Source organism: Streptomyces sp. NPDC002835 (genome assembly GCF_053591995.1).
The window spans coordinates 85,221-111,266 of sequence record NZ_JBSFUW010000020.1; the positions used below are offsets into that span (position 1 = coordinate 85,221).

The 26,046-nt window shown below is 73.0% G+C and carries 24 protein-coding genes and 1 pseudogene; 13 read left to right on the forward strand and 12 right to left on the reverse strand.

Annotated elements, in window-relative coordinates:
- Positions 1 to 2: 2 nt before the first annotated feature.
- The gene (locus ACWD01_RS21975) at positions 3 to 458 is read left to right on the forward strand and encodes a CBS domain-containing protein (protein WP_451164298.1); all 456 of its coding nucleotides are present in this window, start codon (positions 3 to 5) and stop codon (positions 456 to 458) included.
- Between the two features lie 185 nt (positions 459 to 643).
- Here the strand turns inward: ACWD01_RS21975 and ACWD01_RS21980 are convergent, their stop codons facing one another.
- Positions 644 to 1,318, reverse strand: coding sequence for a hypothetical protein (locus tag ACWD01_RS21980; protein ID WP_451164300.1), 675 nt, complete (start codon positions 1,316 to 1,318; stop codon positions 644 to 646).
- A gap of 248 nt (positions 1,319 to 1,566) precedes the next feature.
- Between ACWD01_RS21980 and ACWD01_RS21985 the strand changes: the two genes are divergently transcribed.
- A complete protein-coding gene (locus tag ACWD01_RS21985) occupies positions 1,567 to 3,333 on the forward strand; it encodes an NAD+ synthase (RefSeq protein ID WP_451164302.1) in 1,767 nt (588 codons plus the stop codon).
- On the opposite strand, the gene ACWD01_RS21990 is transcribed toward ACWD01_RS21985, so the two are convergent.
- Complete coding sequence (locus ACWD01_RS21990; protein WP_451164304.1) at positions 3,293 to 4,552, reverse strand: MFS transporter; 1,260 nt, start codon at positions 4,550 to 4,552, stop codon at positions 3,293 to 3,295. The two genes, ACWD01_RS21985 and ACWD01_RS21990, sit on opposite strands and share 41 nt — an antisense overlap.
- Positions 4,553 to 5,042: 490 nt before the next feature.
- Positions 5,043 to 6,086 carry an endonuclease/exonuclease/phosphatase family protein gene (locus tag ACWD01_RS21995; RefSeq protein ID WP_451164306.1) on the reverse strand — a complete coding sequence of 348 codons (1,044 nt, stop codon included), beginning with the start codon at positions 6,084 to 6,086 and terminating at the stop codon, positions 5,043 to 5,045.
- A 324-nt stretch (positions 6,087 to 6,410) separates the two neighbouring features.
- Between ACWD01_RS21995 and panB the strand changes: the two genes are divergently transcribed.
- From panB to ACWD01_RS22015, 4 genes are all read left to right on the forward strand, one after another.
- Positions 6,411 to 7,271, forward strand: a complete 861-nt coding sequence (panB, locus tag ACWD01_RS22000; RefSeq protein ID WP_451164308.1) for a 3-methyl-2-oxobutanoate hydroxymethyltransferase — start codon at positions 6,411 to 6,413, stop codon at positions 7,269 to 7,271.
- Positions 7,272 to 7,434: 163 nt separating this feature from the next.
- Positions 7,435 to 7,797: a cupin domain-containing protein gene (locus tag ACWD01_RS22005; RefSeq protein ID WP_451164310.1), complete on the forward strand. Its 363-nt coding sequence runs from the start codon at positions 7,435 to 7,437 to the stop codon at positions 7,795 to 7,797.
- A gap of 90 nt (positions 7,798 to 7,887) precedes the next feature.
- Complete coding sequence (locus ACWD01_RS22010) at positions 7,888 to 8,895, forward strand: ATP-binding cassette domain-containing protein (protein WP_451164312.1); 1,008 nt, start codon at positions 7,888 to 7,890, stop codon at positions 8,893 to 8,895.
- The gene (locus ACWD01_RS22015) at positions 8,892 to 9,713 is read left to right on the forward strand and encodes an ABC transporter permease (protein WP_451164314.1); all 822 of its coding nucleotides are present in this window, start codon (positions 8,892 to 8,894) and stop codon (positions 9,711 to 9,713) included. The genes ACWD01_RS22010 and ACWD01_RS22015 overlap by 4 nt, the downstream gene beginning before the upstream one ends.
- Before the next feature lie 17 nt (positions 9,714 to 9,730).
- Here the strand turns inward: ACWD01_RS22015 and ACWD01_RS22020 are convergent, their stop codons facing one another.
- Complete coding sequence (locus ACWD01_RS22020; RefSeq protein ID WP_451164316.1) at positions 9,731 to 13,042, reverse strand: ATP-binding protein; 3,312 nt, start codon at positions 13,040 to 13,042, stop codon at positions 9,731 to 9,733.
- 167 nt (positions 13,043 to 13,209) lie between these two features.
- On the opposite strand from ACWD01_RS22020, the gene ACWD01_RS22025 reads away from it, so the two are divergent.
- Positions 13,210 to 14,010: a site-2 protease family protein gene (locus tag ACWD01_RS22025; protein ID WP_451164318.1), complete on the forward strand. Its 801-nt coding sequence runs from the start codon at positions 13,210 to 13,212 to the stop codon at positions 14,008 to 14,010.
- Between the two features lie 4 nt (positions 14,011 to 14,014).
- Here the strand turns inward: ACWD01_RS22025 and ACWD01_RS22030 are convergent, their stop codons facing one another.
- Together ACWD01_RS22030 and npdG are read right to left on the reverse strand one after the other, a co-directional pair.
- Positions 14,015 to 14,197, reverse strand: a complete 183-nt coding sequence (locus ACWD01_RS22030; protein WP_356891465.1) for a hypothetical protein — start codon at positions 14,195 to 14,197, stop codon at positions 14,015 to 14,017.
- A gap of 94 nt (positions 14,198 to 14,291) precedes the next feature.
- Positions 14,292 to 15,011 (reverse strand): NADPH-dependent F420 reductase, encoded by a 720-nt coding sequence (npdG, locus tag ACWD01_RS22035; protein ID WP_451164320.1) that lies wholly within the window; start codon positions 15,009 to 15,011, stop codon positions 14,292 to 14,294.
- Positions 15,012 to 15,106: 95 nt separating this feature from the next.
- Here npdG and ACWD01_RS22040 point away from each other — a divergent pair, with 95 nt between their 5' ends.
- Together ACWD01_RS22040 and ACWD01_RS22045 are read left to right on the forward strand one after the other, a co-directional pair.
- Positions 15,107 to 15,727, forward strand: coding sequence for a hypothetical protein (locus tag ACWD01_RS22040; RefSeq protein ID WP_451164322.1), 621 nt, complete (start codon positions 15,107 to 15,109; stop codon positions 15,725 to 15,727).
- A 22-nt stretch (positions 15,728 to 15,749) separates the two neighbouring features.
- Positions 15,750 to 16,462, forward strand: a pseudogene (locus ACWD01_RS22045) (MFS transporter); the annotation flags it as partial.
- A 264-nt stretch (positions 16,463 to 16,726) separates the two neighbouring features.
- Here the strand turns inward: ACWD01_RS22045 and ACWD01_RS22050 are convergent.
- Positions 16,727 to 16,957 (reverse strand): hypothetical protein, encoded by a 231-nt coding sequence (locus ACWD01_RS22050; RefSeq protein WP_451164324.1) that lies wholly within the window; start codon positions 16,955 to 16,957, stop codon positions 16,727 to 16,729.
- A gap of 58 nt (positions 16,958 to 17,015) precedes the next feature.
- On the opposite strand from ACWD01_RS22050, the gene map reads away from it, so the two are divergent.
- Positions 17,016 to 17,873, forward strand: coding sequence for a type I methionyl aminopeptidase (gene map / locus ACWD01_RS22055; protein WP_451164326.1), 858 nt, complete (start codon positions 17,016 to 17,018; stop codon positions 17,871 to 17,873).
- 109 nt (positions 17,874 to 17,982) lie between these two features.
- Positions 17,983 to 18,645, forward strand: a complete 663-nt coding sequence (locus ACWD01_RS22060) for a biliverdin-producing heme oxygenase (RefSeq protein ID WP_451164328.1) — start codon at positions 17,983 to 17,985, stop codon at positions 18,643 to 18,645.
- 22 nt (positions 18,646 to 18,667) lie between these two features.
- On the opposite strand, the gene ACWD01_RS22065 is transcribed toward ACWD01_RS22060, so the two are convergent.
- Positions 18,668 to 19,444: a PhzF family phenazine biosynthesis protein gene (locus ACWD01_RS22065; protein WP_451164330.1), complete on the reverse strand. Its 777-nt coding sequence runs from the start codon at positions 19,442 to 19,444 to the stop codon at positions 18,668 to 18,670.
- A gap of 139 nt (positions 19,445 to 19,583) precedes the next feature.
- On the opposite strand from ACWD01_RS22065, the gene ACWD01_RS22070 reads away from it, so the two are divergent.
- A complete protein-coding gene (locus tag ACWD01_RS22070; protein ID WP_451164332.1) occupies positions 19,584 to 20,579 on the forward strand; it encodes a hypothetical protein in 996 nt (331 codons plus the stop codon).
- 36 nt (positions 20,580 to 20,615) lie between these two features.
- Here the strand turns inward: ACWD01_RS22070 and ACWD01_RS22075 are convergent, their stop codons facing one another.
- The 4 genes from ACWD01_RS22075 to ACWD01_RS22090 form a co-directional block, all read right to left on the reverse strand.
- Positions 20,616 to 21,374: a bifunctional DNA primase/polymerase gene (locus ACWD01_RS22075; RefSeq protein ID WP_451164334.1), complete on the reverse strand. Its 759-nt coding sequence runs from the start codon at positions 21,372 to 21,374 to the stop codon at positions 20,616 to 20,618.
- 184 nt (positions 21,375 to 21,558) lie between these two features.
- Positions 21,559 to 22,176 carry a TetR/AcrR family transcriptional regulator gene (locus tag ACWD01_RS22080; RefSeq protein ID WP_451164336.1) on the reverse strand — a complete coding sequence of 206 codons (618 nt, stop codon included), beginning with the start codon at positions 22,174 to 22,176 and terminating at the stop codon, positions 21,559 to 21,561.
- A 51-nt stretch (positions 22,177 to 22,227) separates the two neighbouring features.
- Positions 22,228 to 23,244 (reverse strand): small ribosomal subunit Rsm22 family protein, encoded by a 1,017-nt coding sequence (locus ACWD01_RS22085; protein WP_451164338.1) that lies wholly within the window; start codon positions 23,242 to 23,244, stop codon positions 22,228 to 22,230.
- A 317-nt stretch (positions 23,245 to 23,561) separates the two neighbouring features.
- Entirely contained in the window at positions 23,562 to 24,875 is a 1,314-nt protein-coding gene (locus tag ACWD01_RS22090) for a multidrug effflux MFS transporter (protein WP_451164340.1), read from the reverse strand.
- A 104-nt stretch (positions 24,876 to 24,979) separates the two neighbouring features.
- On the opposite strand from ACWD01_RS22090, the gene ACWD01_RS22095 reads away from it, so the two are divergent.
- Complete coding sequence (locus tag ACWD01_RS22095) at positions 24,980 to 25,990, forward strand: Gfo/Idh/MocA family protein (RefSeq protein WP_451164342.1); 1,011 nt, start codon at positions 24,980 to 24,982, stop codon at positions 25,988 to 25,990.
- The last annotated feature ends 56 nt before the right edge of the window (positions 25,991 to 26,046 follow it).

A 26,046-nucleotide genomic window follows, 5' to 3' on the forward strand; every position in this document is an offset into this window, starting at 1 on the left:
CCATGACCACGGCGAAGGACATCATGCACGCGGGGGCCCGGTGGATCCCCGAACACGAGACCCTCGACCGCGCCGCCCAGCTGATGCGCGAGCTGGACGTGGGCGCGCTGCCGATCGCCGACGCCGACGAGCGCCTGTGCGGCATCCTGACCGACCGCGACATCGTCGTCGGCTGCGTGGCCATGGGCCACGACCCGTCGCGGGTCACGGCGGCCGACATGGCGAAGGGCACCCCGCGGTGGATCGACGCGGGCGCGGACGTCGAAGCGGTGCTGCGCGAGATGCAGAGCCACCAGATCCGGCGGCTGCCGGTCATCGAGAACAAGCGGCTGGTCGGCATGATCAGCGAGGCGGACCTGGCGCAGCACCTGAGCGAGGACCAGCTCGCGGGGTGGGCGGAACGGGTGTACGCGGAGAGCGGGACGGAGCGGTTGACGGGCGCGGGCGCGATGACCTGACGCCGCGCGGCACGCCGCGTCCCGGGACGCGTCCCCGACGGGCCGGCTCACGTCCTGGGCCGGCACAGTGGAAGGCCCCGGCCGGTACGAACCCGGACGGGGCCTTCTGCTGCTCCTGCGGACGCCGGGCCGGCCGGCCGGTCAGTCAGTCGGTCAGTCAGTCAGTCAGTCAGTCAGTCAGTCAGTCAGTCGACGAGGTACCGGACCGCGTCGACGACGTGCGGGCCGTGACCGAACGCCGCACTGAGGCGTTCGAGGCGGCTGTACGTCTCGGGCGACATGCGCGACCAGAACTGGTTGGCGGCATGCAGCAGGAAGCGGAACGCGAGCTCCGAGCAGACCGTTTCCGCGCAGCGCACCAGCGCCTCACGAGTCGCGGGCAGCGGCATGTGCCCCTCGGCCCGCTGGTCGATCAGACCGGTCAGCTCCACCACTTCCCCGGCCAGCCGCCGGTGCTCGACCGCCGCCGCACTCGTGCCGTCCGGAACGCAACCGGGGTAGCTCGTGCAGGACTCCTTCGACGCACCGCGTGCCTGCGCGAGCGGGACGACCACGCTCAGCAGCCGGTCCAGCCACGCGCGCTCGGCTCCCCGGATCTCCGGCGCACCGCCGTGCGGCGGGTCGGTGGCGTGCCAGAGCAGGCCCAGCTCGCCGCCGTCGAGGCCGGAGTCCCGCAGCCGCAGGATGTCCTCGACGAGGAGACTGAGGCCCGCCGGTTCGCCTTCCGTGCCCAGGTAGGTGAGGACGTGGTCCAGTTCGTCCTCGGCGTCGAGGCACCAGTCCCCGTGGAAGGAGGCGCCCAGCGCGGTCAGGCCGAAGTCGAAGACGATCTCGTCCCGCTGTGCTGCGGGATCGTGCATGGTGCGGCTCCTTACAGCGGGTAGGCGGTCAGGACGTAGAAGCCGCCGGGTTTGTGGCCCTTCTTGACGGCCAGGGTCTCCGCAGGACGTCCTTGATCAGCTTGTCGATATCGGCCTGTACGCCTGCGGCGGCCGCAAGGATCTGGTCTCGACCTTCTTGCGGTACTCGGGAAGCGCGGACGCGCGCAAAGCGTGGCGCGCGTCACCCGGAAGGGCATCGCGTCAGAAAGACGATTACACTGGCCCCCGTGCCTCAACTACGCCTCGCTCTGAATCAGATCGACTCGACCGTCGGCGACCTCACCGGCAACGCCGAGGCGATCGTGCACTGGACCCGGCACGCCGCCGAGCAGGGGGCGCATCTCGTCGCGTTCCCCGAGATGGTGCTGACCGGCTACCCCGTCGAGGACCTGGCCCTGCGGTCGTCCTTCGTCGAAGCGTCCCGTACCGCGCTGCGCTCCCTCGCCGCGCGGCTCGACGCCGAGGGGTTCGGTGAACTGCCCGTGGTCGTGGGGTATCTGGACCGTTCGGAGACGGGCCGCCCCAAGTACGGCCAGCCCGCCGGCGCCCCGCACAACGCCGGCGCCGTGCTGCACCGCGGCCGGGTCGTGCTGAGCTTCGCCAAGCACCACCTGCCGAACTACGGCGTCTTCGACGAGTTCCGCTACTTCATGCCGGGCGACACGATGCCCGTGATCCGTGTCCGCGGCGTCGACGTGGCGCTCGCGATCTGCGAGGACCTCTGGCAGGACGGCGGCCGGGTGCCGGCCGCCCGCAGCGCGAAGGCCGGACTGCTGATCTCGGTCAACGCCTCGCCGTACGAGCGCGAGAAGGACGACACCCGCCTGGAGCTGGTGCGCAAGCGCGCCCAGGAGGCCGGCTGCACCACGGCGTACGTCGCGATGATCGGCGGACAGGACGAGCTGGTCTTCGACGGCGACTCGATCGTCGTCGGCCCGGACGGCGAAGTCGTCGCCCGCGCCCCGCAGTTCGCCGAGGGCAGCGTCGTGGTCGACCTGGAGCTGCCCGCCGCCGCGGCCGACGCCCCGGACGGCGTGGTCGACGACGGGCTGCGGATCGACCGCGTCGTCCTGTCCGAGGAGCCGCTGCCCGCGTACGAGGCGAAGCTCACCGGCGGTTACGCCGACCGGCTCGACGACGACGAGGAGGTGTACTCGGCGCTGGTCGTCGGCCTGCGCGCGTACGCCGCGAAGAACGGTTTCCGTTCGGTGCTCATCGGCCTCTCCGGCGGTATCGACTCCGCCCTCGTGGCCGCCGTCGCCTGCGACGCGGTCGGCGCGGAGAACGTGTACGGCGTCTCGATGCCGTCCAAGTACAGCTCCGACCACTCCAAGGGCGACGCCGCCGAGCTGGCCCGCCGGACCGGGCTCAACTTCCGTACCGTGCCGATCGAGCCGATGTTCGACGCGTACATGGGCTCGCTCGGGCTCACCGGTCTCGCGGAGGAGAACCTGCAGTCGCGGCTGCGCGGCACGATGCTGATGGCGATCTCCAACCAGGAGGGGCACATCGTGCTCGCGCCGGGCAACAAGTCCGAGCTGGCCGTGGGGTATTCGACGCTGTACGGCGACTCGGTCGGCGCGTACGGGCCGATCAAGGACGTCTACAAGACGACCGTGTTCCGGCTGGCGAAGTGGCGCAACCGCGCCGCCGAGGAGCGCGGCGAGACCCCGCCGATCCCGGAGGCGTCGATCACCAAGCCGCCGAGCGCCGAACTGCGCCCCGGCCAGGTCGACACCGACTCGCTGCCGGACTACGACGTGCTGGACCGGATCCTGGAGCTGTACGTCGACCGGGACCAGGGCAAGGACGCGATCGTGGCGGCCGGTTTCGACGAGGAGCTGGTGACGAAGACGCTGCGGATGGTGGACACGGCGGAGTACAAGCGGCGCCAGTACCCGCCGGGCACCAAGATCTCGGCGAAGGGCTTCGGCAAGGACCGGCGGCTGCCGATCACGAACCGCTGGCGCGAGTCGACGAACCGGCCGAGCTGACCGGCTTCCCCGGTATGAGGGGGCTTCCCGCGACGACGCGGGAGGCCCCCTTCGCCGTACGCCCCCGGCCCCTGCCCCGGTCGCGGTCCAGGAGTCCGGCCGTCACGGCGATCGCGAGCCCCACGACCGTCAGGACCGCGCCGACCGTCGCCGGCGAGGTCCAGCCCCAGCCCGCCGCGATGGCAGAACCGCCGAGCCAGGCGCCGCCGGCGTTGGCGAGGTTGAACGCCGAGTGGTTGGAGGCGGAGGCCAGGGTAGGGGCGTCCTTCGCCTTGCGCATCACCAGCATCTGCAGCGGCGTGGTGGTCATGAAACCGACCGCGCCGAGGACGCCGACGGCCGTCAGGGCGAGCCAGGGCGTGCCGACCGTGAACGGGAAGGCGGCCAGGACGAGGGCGAGCGCGGTGAGGGAGCCGTAGAGCGTCGGGCGCAGCGCACGGTCGGTGAGCGGGCCGGCGGCCAGCGCCCCGAGGGTCATGCCGATGCCGAACAGCGCGAGGACGAGGGTGACGGACGTCTCGCCGAGCCCGATCGCCTCGGTCGTCATGGAGGCGAGGTACGAGTACACGGCGAAGACCCCGGCGAAGCCGAAGACCGCGGTCAGCAGGCCGAGCAGCACCTGCCGGTCGCCGAGGGCGCGCAGCTCGCGGCCGACGCTCTGGTGCGCGTCGAGCGGCATGTGCGGCACGAGTCGGGCGAGGGCGGCCATGGCGACGAGGCCGATGGCCGTCACGACGAGGAACGTCGAGCGCCAGCCGAGCTGCTGGCCGAGCGCGGTCGCGGCGGGGACGCCGACGATGGTGGCCACGGTGAGCCCGAGGAACATGGTGGCGACGGCCCGCGCCTGCCGGTGCTCCCGTACGAGGCGAGCCGCGACGACGGCCCCGACGCCGAAGAACGCGCCGTGCGGCAGCCCGGCGAGGACCCGTCCCGCGAGCAGGGTGCCGAAGCCGGGGGCAAGGGCGGAGGCCAGGTTGCCGACGGTGAACAGCGCCATCAGGAGCAGCAGCATCCGCTTGCGCGGGACGCGGGAGCCGAGGCCGGTGAGCAGCGGGGCTCCGATGACGACGCCGACGGCGTAGGCGGAGACGAGGTGGCCGGCGGTGGGGACGGAGATGCCGAGATCGTCGGCGACGTTGGGCAGCAGGCCCATCATGACGAATTCGGTGGTTCCGATGCCGAAGGCGGACACGGCGAGGGCGAGGAGCGCCAGGGGCATGGAGGGTTGGCCTTTCCGAGTAAGTTCGTTCTCGGAACAAATACTCGCAGACGTTTTCCTCTGGGCGGTGAACGGCGGATTGCCGCGACGTTTTCCCACCGGGACCTGTGGTAACGCGCCGCCGGCGCGGGAGGCGCTCCCAGCAGAGCTGGAACCTGCCCGCCCCGTCGGGGCTCCGCCCCGAACCCCGCGCCTCAATCTCCCCCCTACGGCCTGGGGGCCGTGGGAGGTGCCCCCAGCGAGGCTGAAGTTGCCCGGCAGAGACCGGCACGGGCCGGGACGCCCCGGCCCCGGAGCGGTGCGTTTCAGCCCGCCGGGGCCGACGCGTACCAGCACCGCCGGGGGGCGGAGCGCCCCGGAAGGCGGTATACGAGCCCCGCGGCAGCCCCCAGCAGGGCTGGAGAATCCAGCCCGGCCGGCGTTTGAGGCCGCCGCGCGGAGCGCGGTATCTGGAACTGCCCCCGTCGAAGAAGGCGTGGCGTGGGGAAGGTCACAGCGTGACGCTCGCCGCGATCGGGAGGTGGTCGCTCGGGGTGCGCGGCAGGGTCCACGACGACAGCGGCTCGACGCCCCGCACCATGATCTGGTCGATCCGCGCCATCGGGAACGCCGCCGGCCAGCTGAAGCCGAAGCCGTCGCCCGCCGCGCCCTGGGTGGAGCGCATCTGGGACGTGACGGCGTTGAGGGAGCGGTCGTTCATCGTGCCGTTGAGGTCGCCGAGCAGCACGACCCGGTCGACCCGCTCGCGGGCGATCGCCTCGCCCAGCGCGTCGGCGCTGTTGTCACGCTGGTTGGCGGTGAACCCGGCGTGGAGCTTCACACGCACCGACGGCATGTGTGCGACGTACACCGCCACGTCCCCCTCCGGCACCGCCACCGTCGCGCGCATGGCGCGGACCCAGCCCATCCGGATGTCGACGGGGACCGTGCCGGTCAGCGGGTACTTGCTCCACAGGCCGACCGTGCCCTCCACCGCGTGGTAGCGGTACGTACCGGCCAGGGCCTCCTCGTACGCCGCGACCTGCCCGGCGGGCAGCTCCTGCAGGGCCAGGACGTCCGCCCCCGAGGCGGCGACGTCCCGCGCGGTGCCCGCCGGGTCCGGGTTGTCGGCGTTCACGTTGTGCGTGGCGACCGTCAGATCGCCACGGTCGTGGCCCGCCTCCGCGGACTTGCCGGTCAGCAGCCCGCCGAAGAGATTGAGCCACACCGCCAGCGGCAGCACCGCGGCGATCAGCGCGGTCGCGGAGCGCCGCAGCAGCGCCCCGACCGCGATCAGCGGGACGAGGACGCCGAACCACGGCAGGAACGTCTCGGTCAGACTGCCGAGGTTGCCGATCCGGTTGGGGATCCGCGCGTGCAGCGCCATCAGCAGGGCGATCAGCACGGCACACACCGCGAGGACGACGCCGCGCCGCCAGACTCCCCGGTCCTCGCGCCACCGCGCGGGCAGGAGACTCCCCAGTCTCCCGGCGAGGGAGCCGGTGGACGTCCGGGCCGCGTCGTTCCCCTTTTCCGCCGTGTACGCCTGCGCCATGAATGCGTTCCTCACTGCCTTGCCGTCCCACCGACCTCGCCGCCGTCCTATGGACCCTAGGCGATGGCCGGTGGTCACTCTGCCGTCCGGGGACGGCCGTACTGCCACGATGACGACAGGGCGGCACGCCGGGTTCCTGGAGGGGGCGCCGGCGGCCACGCTGTGACAGAACGGGCACACTTCACCGCCCCGGGCGCGGCGACGGACGCGGCGACTCGGCCGTGTGACGGGGTCCTCTTTCCCGGGGCGGCATGTAGTGCCACCATGGAGGCGGTCCGGGGACGCCGTGAGGGCGCCTCGAGATGACGAAGGAGCCGAATTCTCATGACGCTTCAGCCTGCGCGGAACGCTCCCGACAGCAGCAAGGCGCTGTACGGCGGCAAGCAGACGCGCCGCATCACCGTCCACGACATCGCCGCCGCCAAGGAGCGCGGCGAGAAGTGGCCGATGCTCACCGCCTACGACGCGATGACCGCGTCCGTGTTCGACGAGGCCGGCATCCCCGTGGTGCTCGTGGGCGACTCGATGGGCAACTGCCACCTGGGCTACGAGACCACCGTGCCGGTCACGATGGACGAGATGACCCTGCTGTCGGCGGCCGTCGTACGGGGCACCAGGCGCGCCCTCGTCGTCGGCGACCTGCCCTTCGGCGCGTACCAGGAGGGCCCGGTCCAGGCGCTGCGCAACGCGACCCGGCTGGTCAAGGAGGCCGGTGTCGGCGCGGTCAAGCTGGAGGGCGGCGAGCGTTCGCTGGCCCAGACCGAGCTGATCGTGCAGTCCGGCATCCCGGTCATGTCGCACCTGGGTCTGACCCCGCAGTCCGTGAACACCATGGGCTACCGGGTGCAGGGCCGCAGCGACGAGGCCGCGCACAAGCTGATCCGCGACGCCAAGGCCGCCCAGGACGCGGGCGCGTTCGCCGTGGTCCTCGAGCTGGTCCCGGCCGAGCTCGCCGCGGAGGTCACCTGCTCCCTGCACATCCCCACCATCGGCATCGGCGCCGGCCCGGACACCGACGCGCAGGTCCTGGTGTGGACCGACATGGCCGGTCTGACGGGCGGCAAGGTGCCGCGCTTCACCAAGCAGTACGCGAACCTCCGGCAGACCCTCGGCGACGCGGCGAAGGCGTTCGCGGACGACGTCGCGGGCGGCGCGTTCCCCGCCGAGGAGCACAGCTTCCACTGAGTTCCGCCTGAGACCCCGTGCCTTCCCACTGAGGCACGCGCACAGCGCCCCGAGCCACTCCCGGCACAGACGACAGCCCGCCGACCGTCCCCCGTCGGCGGGCTGTCGGCGTAACGTGAGAAGTGGCCTCGGGGACCGCAGCACACCGCCGGGAGGCGGAATCATGGCCGCAATCATGAGCAGGAAATTCGACTCGGCCGACGAGACCCGTGCGTTCGAGGACGGGAAGGGAAAGCTGGACCTCATCAACACCGAGCACGGGCCGGTCGGCCGGGCAGTGTTCGAACCGGGCTGGCGCTGGTCGACCCACGTCAAGCCGATCGCAGGCACCGACAGCTGCGAGGCCGCGCACATGGGCTACGCCGTCAGCGGCCGGATGAAGGTCGCCATGGACAGCGGCGAGACACTCGAGATCGGCCCCGGCGACCTCATCTCCGTCCCGCCGGGCCACGACGCCTGGACCGTCGGCGACGAGCCGTGCGTGATGCTCGACTGGGCCGGATTCGGCGACTACGCCAAGCCCTGACCTGCGATAACGACAGGCCGCCGACCTCTCGTCGGCGGCCTGTCGACGCTCTGTCGGCCGTCTGTCGGCGGGCCCCGGCACCGTGGCGGCATGACGCGAACCGACAAGAACGCCGTCGAGGTACGGGGCCTCGTGAAGCATTACGGCGAGACGAAGGCGCTCGACGGGGTGGACCTCGACGTCCGTGAGGGAACGGTCCTCGGGGTCCTCGGCCCCAACGGCGCCGGCAAGACCACCCTCGTACGCTGCCTGTCCACCCTGGTCGCCCCCGACGCCGGCCGGGCGACGGTCGCCGGCTACGACGTGGTGAAGCAGCCCCGGCAGCTGCGCCGCACCATCGGGCTCACCGGCCAGTACGCCTCGGTCGACGAGAAGCTCTCCGGCCGGGAGAACCTGTACATGATCGGGCGGCTGCTGGACCTGTCCCGCAAGGACGCCCGCCGCCGCGCGGACGAGCTGCTGGAGCGCTTCTCCCTCACCGAGGCCGCCAAGCGGCCCGCCGCGCAGTACTCGGGCGGGATGCGGCGCCGGCTCGACCTCGCCGCCTCCATGATCGGCCGGCCGGCCGTGCTCTATCTGGACGAGCCGACGACCGGGCTCGACCCCCGTACCCGGGGCGAGGTCTGGGACGAGGTGCGGCGGATGGTCGCGGAGGGCGCGACCGTGCTGCTCACCACCCAGTACATGGAGGAGGCGGAGCAGCTCGCCGGCGAGCTGACCGTCATCGACCGGGGCCGGGTCATCGCGGGCGGCGCCGTGGAGGAGCTGAAGGCCAGGGTCGGCGGGCGCACGCTGCGGATCCGGCCGAGCGATCCGGCCCAACTCGCCGCCATGGCACGGGCGGTGGCCGAGGCCGGGCTCGACGGCGTCGCAGGGGCGTCGGCCGTCCCGGACGAAGGGCAGCTGTACGTACCGATCATGAGCGACGAGCAACTCACCGCCGTCGTCGGCCTGCTGAGCGGCCGGGGACTGTCCATCGCGCACATCGACACCCATCTGCCCAGCCTGGACGAGGTGTTCCTCGCCCTCACCGGCGAGAAGACCTCGCCCGTCCTTGCCGAGAAAGCCGGCACGATCCCCGAGGAGGTCGCGGCATGAGCGCGGCAGCACCCACCGCCCCCGCCGCCGCCCGCACGGAGGGACGGATCGGCCTGCGGGCCAACCTGCGGCACATCGGCGCCCTGGTGCGCCGCAACGCCCTGCAGATCAAGCAGGACCCGGAGTCGATGTTCGACGTCCTGCTGATGCCCATCATGTTCACGCTGCTGTTCGTGTACGTCTTCGGCGGCGCGATCTCCGGCAAGGGCAACCAGGACGCGTACGTCAACTACGTGGTCCCCGGCCTGATGGCGATGATGGGCCTGAACATCGCCATGGCCGTCGGCACGGGCATCAACGACGACTTCAGGAAGGGTGTGATGGACCGGTTCCGGACGATGCCCATCGCCCGGTCGTCGGTGCTCATCGCCAAAATCGTGGTCGAGGTCGGCCGGATGGTGATCGCCATCGTCATCCTGCTCGGCATGGGCTTCCTGCTGGGGATGGAGATCAAGACCTCCGTGCCCGCGCTGCTGGCGGCCGTCGGGCTCTCGCTGCTCTTCGGCGCCTCGCTGACGTGGATCTTCATGCTGCTGGGGCTGACGATGAAGACGGCGCAGGCCGTCCAGGGGATGGCCATGCTGGTGCTGGTGCCGCTGCAGTTCGGGTCGTCGATCTTCTCGCCGCCGTCGACCATGCCGGGCTGGCTGAAGACGTTCACCGACTACAACCCGCTCTCCAACCTCGCCGACGCCGCCCGCGCGCTGATCAACGGCGGGCCGGTCGCCGAGTCGGTGTGGATGACGATCGGCTGGACGGCCGCAATCACCGTGGTGACGGCGCCGCTGGCCGTCGCCAAGTTCCGCAGCAAGACCTGACGGCCGGTGCTCGACGCTCAGCCCGTGGCGTGCACCAGGGCGGCGGCCTCCTCCAGGGTGAGGCCGCCGCCGTCGGCGTAGGCGTCCTCGAAGGCGGCGGCGCCGAGGGCCGTGCGGGCGGCGTCCTCGGTGAGACCGCGGCTCTCCCGCTCCAGCGCGGTCATGAAGTGGCCCTGTGGAAGCAGCCCTTGGTACGCACCGAGCAGCCGCGCCGCGAGGAGGGCCTCTCCGGCGCCCGCGAGCGCGCGGGCCGCCGTCAGGATGTGCGCGGCCGGCATCTGCGGCGCGACCATCATGGACAGCGGCTCCATGGCGTACGCGAGCGCCGTACGGACTCCGGCGCACGCCTCTGCATGGCGGCCGTCGACCGCGTCCAGCCAGGCCAGGAAGCCGATGACCATGCCCTCGAAGATGGCGAGCGTGTCGGTCGTGAGGTCCTGGCGCAGCGCAGCCAGTTCGCCGCGCGCCTCTTCGATGCGGCCCGAGCGGCCCAGCCGCGTCGCGAGCACCATCCGGGCCAGTGGCCTGGCCTCGTACCCGGCGTCGTGTCCCGCGGCCAGCACCTCGCGCACGATCGCCTCGGCCTCGGCCCCGCGGCCCTGCTCCAGCAGGGCGTTGGCGAGGCGGCCGCGAAGCAGGTGGGCCTGGCCATGGGCGCCGAGCGTGGCGGTGTGCTCGACGGCCGCCCGGTAGTCGGCGACGGCCTCCTCGTACGCTCCCTGACGCTCGTGGGCCTCGCCGCGGGACGCGAGCGCCTCGGCCACGCCCCAGGCGTCCCCGAGCCGTTCGAAGATCCGCAGGCTGCGGTCGGCGTCGCGGTGGGCGTCACCTGCCCACATGCCGCGGTTGGCGAGGATGTTGGCCCGCCACTGGAGGGCGTTGGCAAGTTCCCACTCCGGGCCGTGCTCCTCCGCGGTCCGCACGGTCAGGTCGAGGACGTGGCGCACCCGGTCGCCGTCGCCGGTGATCAGTACGGCGTAGAACCAGAGGGACGTGGGGAAGCGGCAGATCTGCGGCGGTCCCGCAGCGTAGACGGCGACGACGCGGCTCAGCCACTCGAGTTTCTGCGGGGTGGTCCACTCCTCGACGCCGTGGTCCATGCTGACCATCCGGATCAGCGCGGCCTGCCGCCGGGCCTCGGCGAGCAACTCGGGCCGCATCGGCGGGGGCGCGTCGGTGCAGCGCTCGGTGACCGGGGGCGCCGGGCGCACGGGAGGCGCGAAGGGGTCGGGGTACAGGGTGGACACGGCTTGGGTCCACTGGCGGGCGTCGGTGCGCAGATCCTGCATGTGCCAGTACCAGGACAGGGAGACGACGAGGCACAGGGCCTCGTGCTCGTCGCGGGCGGCGACGGCCCGCCGCAGGGCGGTGCGCAGGTTCTCGTACTCGCGCCGCAGCAGGGCGAGGGCGGTGTGCTGACCCCGGTCGCGGAGCCGGGGGTCGGTGGTGCGGGCGAGTTCCCGGTAGTGCACGAGGTGCCGCCGCTCGGCCGCGGCCCGCTCCCCTGCCTCGTCGAGCCGTTCCGCGGCGTACTCGGCGACGGTCTCGAGCAGCCGGTACCGCATCTGCCCGTCGGTGGCGGGCTCGGCGACGACGAGCGACTTGTCGACAAGAGCGCCGACCACGGCGGCGATGTCACCCGGGGGCAGGTCACCTGCGGGCAGGGGGCCGGACTCGGCGGACGGCCCGGCGGAGCAGACGGCCTCGGCGGCGGCGAGGTCGCAGCCGCCGGCGAAGACCGACAGGCGGCGGAGCACGGCCCGTTCCGGCGCGGTCAGCAGGTCCCAGGACCAGTCGACGACCGCGCGCAGCGTCTGCTGGCGCGGCAGAACCGTACGGGCGCCGCTGGTCAGCAGGCGGAACCGGTCGTCGAGACGGTCGGCGATCTGCCGCGGGGTGAGCATCCGCAGCCGCGCCGCGGCCAGTTCGACGGCGAGCGGCAGGCCGTCGAGACGGCGGCAGATCTCCGCGGCGGCGGTGGCCGTCTCCTCGTCCGCGTCGACGCGGAACCCCGGCCGCGCCGCCGCGCCCCGGTCGGCCAGCAGCCGCAGGGCCATCGGCTCCGGCAACGGGTCGACCGGGCGGACCTGTTCGCCGGGGACGCCGAGCGGTTCGCGGCTGGTGGCGAGGACCGTCACACCGGGGCAGGTCTCGAGCAGCCGCTCCGCCAGTGCCGCCGCGGCCCCGACGACGTGTTCGCAGTTGTCGAGCAGCACCAGCATCCGGCGCCGGGCGCAGTGCTCGGTGAGGCCGACCAGCGGGTCGTCGCCGTGCGGGTCGGCGGCGCGCAACTCCTCCGCGCCGGCGCCGCGCAGCACCGTCTTCCGTGCGCCGAGCGCGGTGAGGACCGCCTCCGGTACGGCCGACGGGTCGCTCACCGGCGCGAGTTCGGCGATCCAGACGCCGTCCGGCCAGGGGTGGCCGGGGTGGTCGGCGGCCCGCTCCGCGGCCTCCTGGGAGAGCCGGGTCTTGCCCGCGCCGCCGGGGCCGAGCAGCGTCACCAGCCGGGTGCGGGCCAGGTCGTCGCGGATCTCGCGGAGTTCGGGCTCGCGGCCGACGAAGCTGGTGAGCCGGGCGCGCAGATTGCCGGCAGGGGCGGCGGGCGCTGCCGGAGGTTTCAGCAACTCGGCGTGCAGCGCGGCCAGTTCGGGGCCGGGGTCGGCGCCGAGCCGGCCGGCCAGTTCGCGGCGTACCTCCTCGTACGCGGCCAGCGCCTGCGCGGCCCGGCCGGTGTCGCGCAGGGCGCGGATGCGCAGGGCCTGGAGCCGCTCGTCGAGCGGATGCGCCTCGCACAGCGCGGCGAGCTCCGGCAGGGCGTCCGGTGCGCCGCCGAGGGCGAGCGCCGCCGCGAGGCGCGCACGGCGGGCGTCCAGCCGGCGGGCCTCCCACCGTGCCTGTGCCGCCGTGCGGTCCGGCAGGTCGGCCAGGACCGGGCCGCGCCACAGTCCGAGCGCGTCGTCGAGGAGGGCCGCGGCCTTCGCCGCGTCGCCGTCCTCCAGCGCCCGCGCCCCGTCCCCGGTGAGCCGGTCGAAGCGGTGGAGGTCCACGTCGTCGGCGTCGGCTCGGAGCCGGTAGCCGCCGTCGGCGGAGTCGACGGCGGCGTGCCCCAGGGCCCGCCGCAGCCGGCCGACGAGCGCCTGCACGGCGCCGGTCGCGTCGGCGGGCGGGTCGCCGTCCCACACCTCGTCGACCAGGACGTGCACCGGGACCGCGCGCCCCGCGCGGAGCGCGAGCACCGCCAGCAGGGCGCGCAGCCGGGCGCCGCCGAGCCGGACGGGCGTGCCGTCGTCGTGGACGGCCTGGGTGGTGCCGAGCAGGAGATAGCGCACCGGCCCATTGTCCCTGCGGCGGCCGCGGTCCCAGCACCGCGTGGGCCGGGACGAGGAACCGTGACCGGCCTCCTGGACGTTTCACCCCGTGTCACCGGTACGGTCTACAGCGCACCTGTCCCGCCGTGCCGGCCCGGCACGCCCGCAGCCCTCCAGGAGTCACGTCCATGACCACCGCCGCCAGGCGCCACAGCGACCGCGCCGTCAGTCCCGTCTTCCTCGGGATCGCCGCGGTGATGGCGGTCACCGGCTGGGCGGTGTGGACCGGTTTCTCGGCCAACCCCGGGCTCGCCGTCTTCCTGTTCGTCGTCTCCGCGTGGATCGTCTCGCTGTGTCTGCACGAGTACGCGCACGCCCGCACCGCGCTGCACGGCGGCGACATCTCGATCGGCGCCAAGGGCTATCTGACGCTGAACCCGCTGAAGTACACGCACGCGCTGCTGAGCATCGTGCTGCCGGTGGTCTTCGTGATCATGGGCGGCATCGGTCTGCCGGGCGGCGCTGTCTTCATCGAGCGGAACCGCATCAGCGGCCGCTGGAAGCACAGCGTGATCTCGGCCGCCGGCCCGCTGACGAACGTGCTGTTCGCCGCCGTGTGCACCGCGCCGTTCTGGCTGGACGCGCTGGACGGGGTGCCGGTCGAGTTCCGGTTCGCGCTCGCGTTCCTCGCGATGCTCCAGGTCACCGCGGCGATCCTGAACTTCCTGCCGATCCCGGGCCTGGACGGCTACGGCGTGATCGAGCCCTGGCTCTCGTACAAGGTGCGCCGGCAGGTGGAGCCGATCGCGCCGTTCGGGCTGATCATCGTCTTCGTGATCCTGTTCATCCCCGAGGTCAACGCCGTGTTCTTCGACACGATCTACGCGATCATGGAGTCGCTCGGCGTGGACGAGCTCGGCATCTACTGCGGCCGGGACCTGTTCGAGTTCTGGAACGGGCAGATTGCGCCGTGCGCGTCCGCGGCCTGACGCCTCAGGCGCCGGCCGCCGCGCGCTCCGCCTTCGCCCGGCGCAGGTAGTACCAGGCCATGTTCGACGACACCCCGGCGAGCAGCACCCAGACGATCCCGAGCCACATGCCCTGCACGAAGGAGATCACCGCCGCGACGACGGCGAGGGCGCAGACGGCGAGCGAGTAGAGAGCGAGGCGGGGCATGGGGTACGGCTCCTGTCGTGTCCTTCAGGGGTGATACGTCCCCTCCAGTGTCCCCCATGCCCCGCGGGCCCCCGCACCCGCCGCGCGTCCCCCGCTACACGTCGGTGACGCGCAGCCCCGCGTGCGCCTTGTAACGGCGGTTCACCGAGATCAGGTTGGCCACCAGCGACTCCACCTGGTGGGCGCCCCGCAGCCGTCCGGCGAAGACGCCCCGCATACCCGGGATACGGGCGGCCAGCGCCTGCACGATGTCGGTGTCGGCGCGGACCTCGCCGAGCACCATCACATCGGTGTCGATCTCCTCGATCGTCTCGTCCTGCAGCAGCACGGCCGACAGATGGTGGAAGGCGGCCGTGACCCGCGAGTCGGGCAGCAGGACAGCGGCCTGCTCGGCGGCGCTGCCCTCCTCCGGCTTCAGCGCGTACGCGCCCTTCTTGTCGAAGCCGAGCGGGTTGACGCAGTCGACGACGAGCTTGCCGACGAGCTCCTTCTGCAGCGTCTCCAGTGTCTTGGCGTGCCCGTCCCACGGCACCGCCACGATCACCACGTCGCTGCGCCGCGCGCACTCGGCGTTGTCGGCGCCCTCGATGCCGAGGCCCAGTTCCTCCGCGGCGGCCTCGGCGCGCTCCACGGAACGCGACCCGATGATCACCTTCTGGCCGGCCCTGGCCAGCCGGTAGGCGAGCCCGCGCCCCTGATCGCCGGTCCCGCCGAGGACTCCGACGACGAGGTCCGAAACGTCGGGAAGCTCCCAGGGGTCCTTCGCCGGGGCCTTGGGCGCGGCGCCGGAACTGTCAGTACCAGTAGTAGTCATGGGCCGACCCTACTTCGCGGGCCGCGGGGTCCCGTTCGGGTGAGACCCGGCCGACCCGGCCCCGCGCGGCCCCCCTCCGGTGCAGGATGCGCGCCATGGATGCCGTACGCGTCGCGCTGCTGCGCGAAGTCCTCGCCGGAACCCAGTGGCCCGCGGCGACCCGGCGGTTCGCCCGGGCGCTGCGGTCCTCCGTGGTGCCCCGGGGCGGCGGGCTGCTGCTGGTGGGGACGGAGGAGTACGAGCCGTGGCACATGGCCGCGCACCTCGTCGACGAGGCGGCGTGGTCGGGGCAGCCGGAGCTGGCGCCGACGCTCGTACGGCACCGGGTGCGGGCCGCGGACCCGGCGCACCTGGCGGTCGGCCTCGGCCGGCTCGAGGCGGCCAGACGCGGCGAGACCCTGCTGGTGGTGGCGCCCGCGCCGCCGGGCGAAGGCCTGCTGGAGCGGGTCCACGACGCACGGCGGGCGGGTGCGACGGTCCTGGCGCTCGACGACGGCGACCCCGAGGTGCACGGCCTGGCGCACGAGGCGCTGACGGTACCGGGCGCGGACCACGCGGACGGTGCGGCGGAGATCGACATCGACACGGTGCAGCACCTGGTGAGCGCGGCGGCGGGCGAGAACTGCCTGCCCGCGCCGCGCGGCCGCTCCCGGCTGCGGGACCGGCTCTCCCGGCTGGCGGACCAGCTCACGGCGCCCCCGCCCGCGCGCTGGTAATCCGGTTGCCCGGGGCTCCTGCGTCTCGACGGCGCCGCCGGCCCACGACGCCGAGAAGCCGTCCCTGCGCGGCATCGCGGAGGGCACGCGGTACGCGTGGTCGCGCCCGGTCCTGCTGGGGACGTACGCGGTCGACCCGGTGGCGATGCTGCTCGCCTTCCCCCACACGATCTTTCCGTTCCTGGCGGACGACCTGGACGCCGAGTGGTCGCTGGGTCTGGGGCCACCTCCCACGCCCGCCAGGGCGTAGGGGGAGTACGCGGCGGGCTCGGCCGGGTCCGTCCTGCTCAGCCTCACCAGCGGCTGGACCTCCCGGGTACGCCGGCACGGCCTCCTCGTGGTCTTCGGCGCGGCGGGCTGGGGCCTGGCGGTGGCGGCGGCCGGCCTGCTGACGAACGTCTGGCTGGTGCTGCTGTGCCTGGCCTTCGCGGGCGCCGGCGACATGCTCAGCGGCCTGGGCCGCTCGACGATCTGGAACCAGACCATCCCCGACGGCCTGCGCGGCCGCCTGGCCGGCATCGAGGTCCTCTCCTACAGCGTCGGCCCCCAGCTGGGCCACGTCCGCGCCGGCGCGACGGCGGGCTGGACGGGGACCGGCCGGCGATCTGAGGCGGCGGGGTGGCGTGCGTGGCGGCGGTGGGGGTGTTGGCGGCGGTGCTGCCGAAGCTGGTCACGTACGACGCGGACACGGACCCGGCCGCGAGGGCACGGCGGGAGGCGGCGGAGACGTCTTGAGGGGGCGGGGGCGCGCGGGGTGGGGTGCGTGGCGCCTGCGGCGGGCGTGTTCCCCTCCCCCCTTCCCGAAACCGGGGCAGGCCCCGGACCCCGATACGCCCTGCGGGCGGGGGGTGGGCGGGCCGGGCTCCGCCCGGGCCCGGTACCGCGCTCCGCGCGGTGGCCTCAATCGCCGGCCGGGCTTGAGTTGCCCGGCAACTTCAGCCTCGCCGGCGATTGAGGCGCGGGGCCCCCGGGGGCGCTGCGCCCCCGGACGCGGGCGCGTCAGTCGTCGTCCGGGGTGCGGGGCGACCCGTCGTGCCAGCGCGGGTCGTTCTCCCACTCCAGGTTCCGTTCCCGCGCCGTCTCCATCGCCTGTGTCGCCTCCGACCGCGACGCGTACGGGCCGAAGCGGTCCTTCGCCGGGCACTCGGGGCCTTCCTCGACCTTCTTGTGCTGCAGGCAGTAGTACCACTCGCCCGGCTTGCCCACCGTGCGCTTCTTGAACAGGGCCATCGTCGGCTCCTTCCTCTCAGGCCATGCTGCCCCAGCAGGGCTGGTTAGACTCGCTGCCATGTCTGGCCAGTCGCTGCTCGTACCAGGGGAGCTCTCTCCCACCCGTTCCGTCCCCGGCAACATCCGGCGTCCCGAGTATGTCGGGAAGCCGGCGCCGACCCCGTACTCGGGACCGGAGGTCCAGGACTCGGACACCGTCGAGCGGATGCGCATCGCGGGCCGCATCGCCGCGCAGGCGATGGAGGAGGCCGCCAAGCACATCGCGCCGGGGGTGACGACGGACGAACTGGACCGCGTCGCGCACGAGTTCATGTGCGATCACGGCGCCTATCCGTCGACGCTCGGCTACCGCGGGTTCCCGAAGTCGCTGTGCGCCTCGATCAACGAGGTCATCTGCCACGGCATCCCGGACTCCACGGTGCTGCGGGACGGTGACATCGTGAACCTCGACGTCACCGCGTACATCAACGGCGTGCACGGCGACAACAACGCCACCTACCTCTGCGGCGACGTCGACGAGGAGTCGCGGCTGCTCATCGAGCGCACCCGGGAGTCGCTGAACCGCGCGATCAAGGCTGTCAAGCCGGGCCGTCAGGTCAATGTCATCGGCCGGGTCATCGAGTCGTACGCCAAGCGGTTCGGCTACGGGGTGGTCCGCGACTTCACGGGTCACGGGATCAACTCGTCGTTCCACTCCGGGCTGATCATCCCGCACTACGACGCGGCGCACGCCACCACCGTGATCCAGCCGGGGATGACCTTCACCATCGAGCCGATGCTCACTCTCGGTACATACGAGTACGACATGTGGGACGACGGCTGGACCGTGGTCACGAGGGACCGCAAGCGCACGGCGCAGTTCGAGCACACGCTCGTGGTGACGGACACCGGGGCCGAGATTCTGACGTTGCCCTGAGCCCGTGGGCGGGTAGCGTCTTTACCGACAGGACGTCGGGAACACCTGGCGGCGACAGCCGTCGCCGTCACGTTCCCGTTCCCGCCCCTTCGGTCTCGGGAGGCCAGCCTTGGACGCCACCGGCACACCCTTCTCCACGCAGATCCGTCTCGCCTCGCAGGAGCGGCACACCACGGTGCAGACGTCCCACTTCATGGACCACCTGCTCGCGGGCCGCCTCGGCGTCGAGGCGTACGCGCGGTACACCGAGGAGCTGTGGTTCGTCTACCGGGCGCTGGAGGGCGCGGGCGAGGCGCTGCGGGGCGACCCGGTCGCCGGCCCGTTCATCAGGCCCGAGCTGACGCGCACCGCGGAGCTGGAGCGCGACCTCGGGCACCTGCGGGGCGCGGACGTCCGGCCCGGCGACCTCGTACCGCTGCCGGCCACCGCCGCGTACGCCGCCCGGATCGAGGAGTGCGCGCGCACCTGGCCCGCCGGGTATGTGGCGCACCACTACACCCGCTACCTCGGCGACCTCTCCGGCGGCCAGGTGCTGCGCGACGTGGCGGAGAAGACCTGGGGCTTCGACCGCAAGGGCGACGGCGTCCGGTTCTACGTCTTCGAGCGGATCCCGAACCCGGCGGCCTTCAAGCGCGACTACCGCCGGCTGCTGGACGACGTGAGGGCCGACGACCTGGAGAGACAGCGCATGGTCGACGAATGCCGGCGGGCCTTCGACCACAACGTGGCCGTCCTGCGGGAGCTGGAGCGGGAGTTCCCGCTCAGCGCCTGACCCCCGCTCCGGGCCCGGCGGGTCACGGCAGCAGGAGCGCCGCCGGGACCCGCCCGGTCGGCCCCTGGACGGCGGGGACGCGTACGGCCGGCCGGTCGGCCGTAGCCCCCTCCGGCCGGGGCGCGTCCGCGGCCCGCGGCACCAGGCGTACGCGGCCGCCGATCTCGACGATGCCGTCGGGCCCGGGGGCGGTCAGGATCTGCGAACCCCGGCCCTGCCTGATGTTCAGCGCACGGCCGAGCCGGTCGGTCAGCAGCAGCGCGGCCGTGCCGGTCGCCTCGTCCTCTGCGGCGCCCCCGGGGAAGGCGCGGGCCCGTACCCGGCCCGCCGCCTCGTCCTCCCACGCCCACGCGTAGAGCCCGCCCTCGCCGGGCGGCGGGGCGGGCAGCGCGTCGACCTCCGCCGGTGACGCGTACTGTCCGAGCCGCCACGGCGCCGCCCACTCGGCGCGGGCCGTGATCCAGGTGAACTCGCCGTCGTCGCGCGTCCACACCTCCCCCACGGGCGGGTTGACGGCCTCCAGGTCGAGCAGCCACGCGGCGCCGACGAGCGGGTTCCCCGCGAAGGGCAGGTGCTGCGCCGGGGTGTGGATGTCGAGGACGCCGCGCTCGGGGTCGTCGACGAACACCGTCTCGCCGAAGCCCAGTTCGGCGGCGAGCGCCTGCCGGGACCCGCGGTCCGGGTGGCGGCCGGGGTCGCGTACGACGCCGAGGGCGCTGCCGTGCCGCCCGTCGCCGTCGCAGAAGACGTGCAGGACGTCGAGTTCGCCGCTCGCGCCGGGCCGGTCGAGTTCGTTCACGCACGCATTCAAGCATCCCGGGCCGGGGCCGTCCCCGAGGTCACGGTGTGAGCGCTGTACCCGGTCCCGGCGCTCGGCCTGCTCCCGGTCCCGGTAGGGTTCGGACGGTCCATGGGGGTCGAGGAGCAGAAGGCAACCGATGAGAAGGCTGGGTCGGGCGGCGACAGGGCTCGCGGTGACGGCGGTGCTGTCCCTGACGGCGAGCGCGTGCGTGACGGTGCACGGAGAACTGGCGGTGGTCCCGTCGGCGACGAACGACGAGGCGGCGCAGGCACTCGCCGCGTTCACCGAGGCGTACAACAAGGCCGACAAGGCGTACGATCCCGCTCTCGACGCGGCGCAGGTCACCGGTGCGCTGGGGGCGATCAACCAGGCCGGTCTCAAGGCCCGCCAGGTCAACTTCCCGAACGGCAACCCGGATCACTCGCCGCTGGAGCTGTCCGACGCGAAGTTCACCGTCCCGAAGAAGGCCGGCTGGCCGCGCTGGTTCGTCGCCGACACCGACTCCAACCGCGACCAGGACGCCGGCCCACAGGACAACCGCTGGGTGCTCCTCTTCGTGCGGACGGGCCCCGACGCCGACTGGCGGGCCGCCTACCTGGCGATCCTGTCCCCCCAGGAGATCCCGCCCTTCAAGACGGACAAGGACGGCCACGGCGAGGCCGTCGCGCCGGACAGCGCCGAACTCGCCGTCGCTCCGCGGAACTTGAGCGAGGAGTACTCCTCGTATCTGCAGGACGGGAAGCCCGACCACTTCAAGGCCGGTCCGCACACCTCGGAGTGGCGGACGGACCGTGCGAAGCGGGCGAACGTGCCCGGGATGAGCACCCAGTACCGCGACCAGCCGCTGGACACGGGCGACTTCGCGCCGCTGGGCCTGGTCACCCAGGACGGCGGCGGATTCGTGTTCTTCTCGGTGCGCAACTTCGAACGGCAGACGGCCGCGAAGGGCGTCCAGCTGAAGGTCGTGCCGGACGTGAAGGCGCTGATGACCGGCGAGGTGAAGTCCTCGCTCACCAAGGAGCGGGTCTCGAACCTCGTGGCCGTCGTACCGCCCAGCAACGGGGGCGAGCCCGGCCAGGTCGTGGAGGTACGGGGCCGGCTGACGGGCCTGACGTCGGCGAAGGGCTCGTAGCGTCGGGGCACACGCCTCGGACGGGTGCCCCCGGTGTCAGCGGCCCAGCGGCCAGGCCACCGCGTGGTGGTCCATGTCCGTGTTCTCGCCCGCGTACTTCGCGCACGCGTCGGTCAGCGTCTCCAGCAGCGTCAGCGGGTCCGGCAGCGGGTGCTCCAGGCCGCGGACCCAGGCGACGCCCAAGTCACCGTCGCCGGGGAGCCGGGCCGGGGGCACCAGGACGTAGCTGCCGCGGCAGTGCCAGCGCAGGCCGGGGTGCTCGTCCATCGTCTCGGGGTGGCAGTCCAGCGCGCAGGGCCACCACTCGTCCTCGTCCTCCGGGGTGCCTCGGGTGGCGGTGAAGAAGAGCATCCGGTCCGTGCCGACCTCGGCGACCGGGCCGACGTCGATCCCCCGCTCCAGGAGCCGGGCGAGCGCGCCGCGGCCGGCCTCGAGAGGCACGTCGAGCACGTCGTGCACCATGCCGGTGGCGGTGATGAAGTTCGCCTCCGGCTGGCCCTGGGCCCAGCGCTGGACCTGTGCCCGGTCGGTCGTGGACTGGGTCTGCCAGGCGAACGAGAGCGGATGGGTGGCCGGCGTCGGGCAGCCGATGCGCTCGCAGGAGCAGCGGTAGCCGATCGGGTGCGCGGCGGGTGCGAGCGGCAGTCCCACTGCGGCGGCGGCCAGCAGCAGCTCCTCGCGGCGCGAGTCCTCCGCACCGGGGTCGGCGCTCCGGCGGCGCAGCCACTGCGTCAGCCGGCTCTCCCGGGAAGGCCTGCTCGCCGTGTTGCGGTAGCGGCCGATACCGTCGCCCATCTATCCCCTCACACCTCACGCTAGCCCCACGCGGACACTGCCATGCTCCCACCATCCTGCGCCCTGGGTGGCCACAGTCCTCAACCGGGGTGGGGCACGTCGCCCTCCGGGGTGTGCACAGCCGCCGCACAGGGGCGCGCGGGAGCATGCACGGGGCGCGCGGATCGTCCGCCGGCGGCCGGGGTCAGGCGCGGGGCGCGAGGCCGTGCACGGCGTAGTCCACGACCAGGTCGGCGTACTCGTGGGTGAGCGGCAGGGTGCGCAGCAGCCAGCGGTGCGTGAGGGGTCCGACGAACAGTTCGAGGGCGATACGCGGGTCGATCCCGGCCCGCACCTGTCCCGCCCGCTGCGCGGCGCGCAGCCGTGTGACATACAACTCGAGCTGCGGTTCGAGCAGCTTTTCGACGAACCGGGCCCCGACCTCCGCATTGACCACGCCCTCCGCGGCGAGCGCGCGGGCCGGTGCGTCGTAGCCGGGGGTGTTCATCTCGTCGACGGTGGCGCGCAGGACCAGGCGGAGGTCTGCGGCGAGGTCGCCGGTGTCGGGGATCTCGTAGCCGCCGGAACCGGCCGCTTCTGCGGCCTGCTCCGCGAGGTCGAGGAACGCCTCGAGGAGGACGGCGGCCTTGGAGGGCCACCAGCGGTAGATCGTCTGCTTGCCGACGCCGGCGCGGGAGGCGATGCCCTCGATGGTGGTCTTCGCGTAGCCGATCTCGCCGACGAGGGTGAGGGCGGCGTCGTAGATCGCGCGGCGGGAGCGCTCGCTGCGGCGGGAGGAGTCGGGGGCCTTCGTGTCGGTCATGCGGTCAAGCTACCAACCGGTGAACCGAGACGTCTCGTCTCAGCCCTCGTCTCAGCCCTCGTCGCTGACGGCGTCGCGGGGCGGCCAGGCGTCGCCCCACTCCGCGTCCCTGGCGTCCTTGTAGCGGGCGCCGTGGCGCTTGGTCACCGTGTCCCGGCCCAGCCCCTCGTCCCTGGTGCACACGTCGAGCAGGACAAGGCCCTTGCGGATCTGCGGCTTGCGGGTGACGCGGGCGGCGGCCGGCTCGGGCTCCAGGGGCGGGTGGGTGGCGGCGACGTAGCTGAACTTCTCGTCCTCGTACGGCAGCGAGCCGCCCTTGATCTGGCGGTGCAGGGAGGAGCGGGAGACCCGGGCGGCGAAGTGGCACCAGTCGGAGCCCGGCTCGATGGGGCAGGCGGCGCTGTGCGGGCAGGGCGCGGCGATCCGCAGTCCGGCGGCGACCAGGGCGTCGCGGGCCTCGATGATCCGCGCGTAGCCGTCGGGGGTGCCGGGCTCCACGACGACGACGGCCCGGGCGGCGCGGGCGGCCTCGGCGACGACGGCGGCGCGGTCGGCGGGGGTGAGTTCGTTGAGGACGTACGAGACGGTCACGAGATCGGTGCTCTCGATGCGGAGCGTCGAACTGATACGGGAGCGCTGCCAGTGCGCGTCGCGGAGCGCGGGCACCTGGGAGGCCGCGGCCAGCTCCCGCCCGAGCGCGAGCGCGGGCTCGGCCCAGTCCAGCACGGTCGTCGCCGGCGCCCCGTCCCACACGTCGGCCACCGCCCAGCTCGCGGCGCCGGTGCCGCCGCCGATGTCGGTGTGCGTCCCGGGCACCCACCCCGGCACCGCGGCCCGCAACGCGTCGAGCGCGGCCCGCACCGCCTCGAACGTCGCCGGCATCCGGTACGCGGCGTAGGCGACGACGTCACCGCGGTCCCGGAGGATGGGCGCGGCGGTGGGCGTCTCCCCCCGGTAATTGGCGATCAGCCGCTCGACGGCCCGCGCGGCCTGCGTGGGCGGCAGCCCGTCCAGCAGCCGCGCGAGGGCGACGCGGAGGGTGTCGGCGGTGGGGGTGGAGGGGGTCACCGAGAGAGTGTACGTGGGGGTGGGTGGTCGCTGCGCGGGGCCGTTCCCCTCCCCGCCCCTTCCCGAACCGGGGCAAGCCCCGGACCCCGTACCACGCTCCGCGCGGTGGCCTCAAACGCCGGCCGGGCTGGAGTTGCCGGGCACATCCAGCCCCCGCCGGCGATTGAGGCGCGGGGCTCGGGGCAGCGCCCCGACGAGACCGGCACGCTTCCAGCCCGCCGGCGATTGAGGCGCGGGTCCGGGCAGAGCCCGGTTCGGGAAGGGGCGGGTAGGGGACAAGCCCGCCGCAGGCGCCGCGCGTACCCCCGCCCGCCCCCTCAGACCGACTCCGCCCTCCGCTGCCACGGCCTGCAAAGGCCGACGAAGCACCCCACCGCCCCCACACCGCAGACCAGCTGCACCACAGCCATCGGCACCGCCGTCCCCTCCCCCGCGATACCGACCAGCGGTGACGCGACCGCGCCGATCAGGAACGACGCCGTGCCGATCAGCGCCGACGCCGAGCCGGCCGCGTGCGGCGTGCGCATCAGGGCGAGCGCGTTCGTGTTCGGCATCGCCAGTCCCATCGCGGACATCAGCACGAACAGCCCCGCCGCGACCGGGAACAGCCCCACCTCGCCGAAGACGCCCGCCGTCATGAGAAGCAGCGCGGTCGCCGACAGGACGATGACCGCGAGGCCGAAGCCGAGCGCCTTGTCCAGGCTGACCCGGCCGACGAGGAGCCGGCCGTTGATCTGGCCGACGGCGATCAGACCGATCGAGTTGACGCCGAAGAGCAGGCTGAACATCTGCGGCGAGCCGCCGTAGATCTCCTGCACCACGAACGGCGACGCCGCGACGTACGCGAACAGCGCGGCGAAGGCGAGCCCACCGGTGAGCATGTAGCCGGCGAAGACCCGGTCGGCGAGCAGGCCGCGCATGGTGCGCAGCGCCTGGCCGACTCCGCCGCTGTGCCGCTTCTCCACCGGCAGGGTCTCGTGGAGCCACTTGACGACGACGAGCGTGAGCAGCGCGCCCACAGCGGTGAGGACGACGAAGATGCCGCGCCAGTCGGTGACGCGCAGCACCCCGCCGCCGATGACCGGCGCGATGATCGGTGCGACGCCCGATATCAGCATCAGGGTGGAGAAGAACCGGGCCATGTCCACGCCGTCGTAGAGGTCGCGCACCACCGCGCGGGCGATGACGATGCCGGCCGCGCCGGCGAGACCCTGCAACAGCCGGAAACCGATGAGCATTTCGACGGTCGGCGCGAACGCGCAGATCGCGGTGGCGACGACGTAGACGAGCATCCCGGCAAGCAGCGGCCGGCGGCGCCCCCACTTGTCGCTCATGGGGCCGACGACGAGCTGGCCGAGGGCCATGCCGGCGAGGCATGCGGTGAGCGTGAGTTGGACGGTCGCGGCGGGCGCGTTCAGGGAGTGGGTGACGGCGGGCAGCGCCGGGAGGTACATGTCCATGGACAGCGGCGGAAGCGCGGTGAGTCCGCCGAGGACCAGCGTGACGAGGAGCCCGGACCGGCGGGCCGCGACAACACCGGTGGAAGTGGGGCGCACCGCCGAGGGTGCGGGCCCGGATGCCGGTCCGGAGTGAGTGGTCTGTCCCTGTTTGCGCTGGCCGCTCTCCGGCATCTACCGCTCCTGTTCCTATTTTCAACATCTATGCTCTCAGCTCGTCCGGACTGATCGAGACCTTTTCTGCGTGAACATTCGGCATGGACAGGGGTGGGCGAACAATGAGCGACACCGTGCGGTGGGGCGTACTGGCGACCGGAGGCATGGCCGCCCGGTTCGTCGAGGACCTGAAGAACATGCCGGACGCCGAGGTCGTGGCGGTGGCGTCGCGTACGGAGGCGTCCGCCAAGGCCTTCGCCGACCGGTTCGGAATACCCCGGGCGTACGGCGATCAGGCATCGCTCGCGGCCGACGCGGACGTCGATGTGGTGTACGTCGCAACGCCGCACTCCGCGCACCGGGCCGCGGCCGGGCTGTGCCTGGAGGCCGGGAAGCCGGTGCTCTGCGAGAAGCCGTTCACCCTGAACGCGGCGGAGGCCGCGGAGCTCGTCGAACTGGCCCGCGCCCGCGGCGTGTTCCTCATGGAGGCCATGTGGATGTACTGCCACCCGGCCGTCCGCCGTATCGCCGAGCTGGTGCACGAAGGGGCGATCGGTGAAGTGCGCACCGTGCAGGCGGACTTCGGGCTGGCGGGCCCATTCGCCCCGGAGCACCGGCTGCGGGACCCCGCGCTCGGCGGCGGCGCCCTGCTCGATCTCGGCGTCTACCCGGTCTCCTTCGCCCAACTGCTGCTCGGTGAGCCGGACCGGGTGCAGGCCGACGCGCTGCTGTCGCCCGAGGGCGTGGACCTCAACACCGGGATGCTGCTCGGCTGGTCGGACCGGGGCGCGACGGCGCTGCTGTCCTGCTCGATCACGGCCGCCACTCCGGTGACCGCGTCCGTGACCGGCACGGCGGGCCGGATCGACGTGCCCGACGGCTTCTTCTTCCCCGAGCGATTCGTCCTGCACCGCGACGGCGAGGAGCCCGAGGAGTTCCTCTTCGACGGCCGCCGGGACTCGCTGGAGCACGAGGCGGCGGAGGTGATGCGCGCCGTGCGGGCGGGCGAGAAGGAGTCGCCCCTCGTTCCGCTGGACGGCACGCTCGCCGTGATGCGGACGCTCGACGCGGTCCGTGACCGCATCGGCGTCCGCTTCCCGAGCGAGACGGTCCCCGCCCAGGCCGGCGCTTAGACCGACTGCAGACCGGGGTTGCCCGCCTCGGTCACGAACGAGGCCGTCGTGGTGAC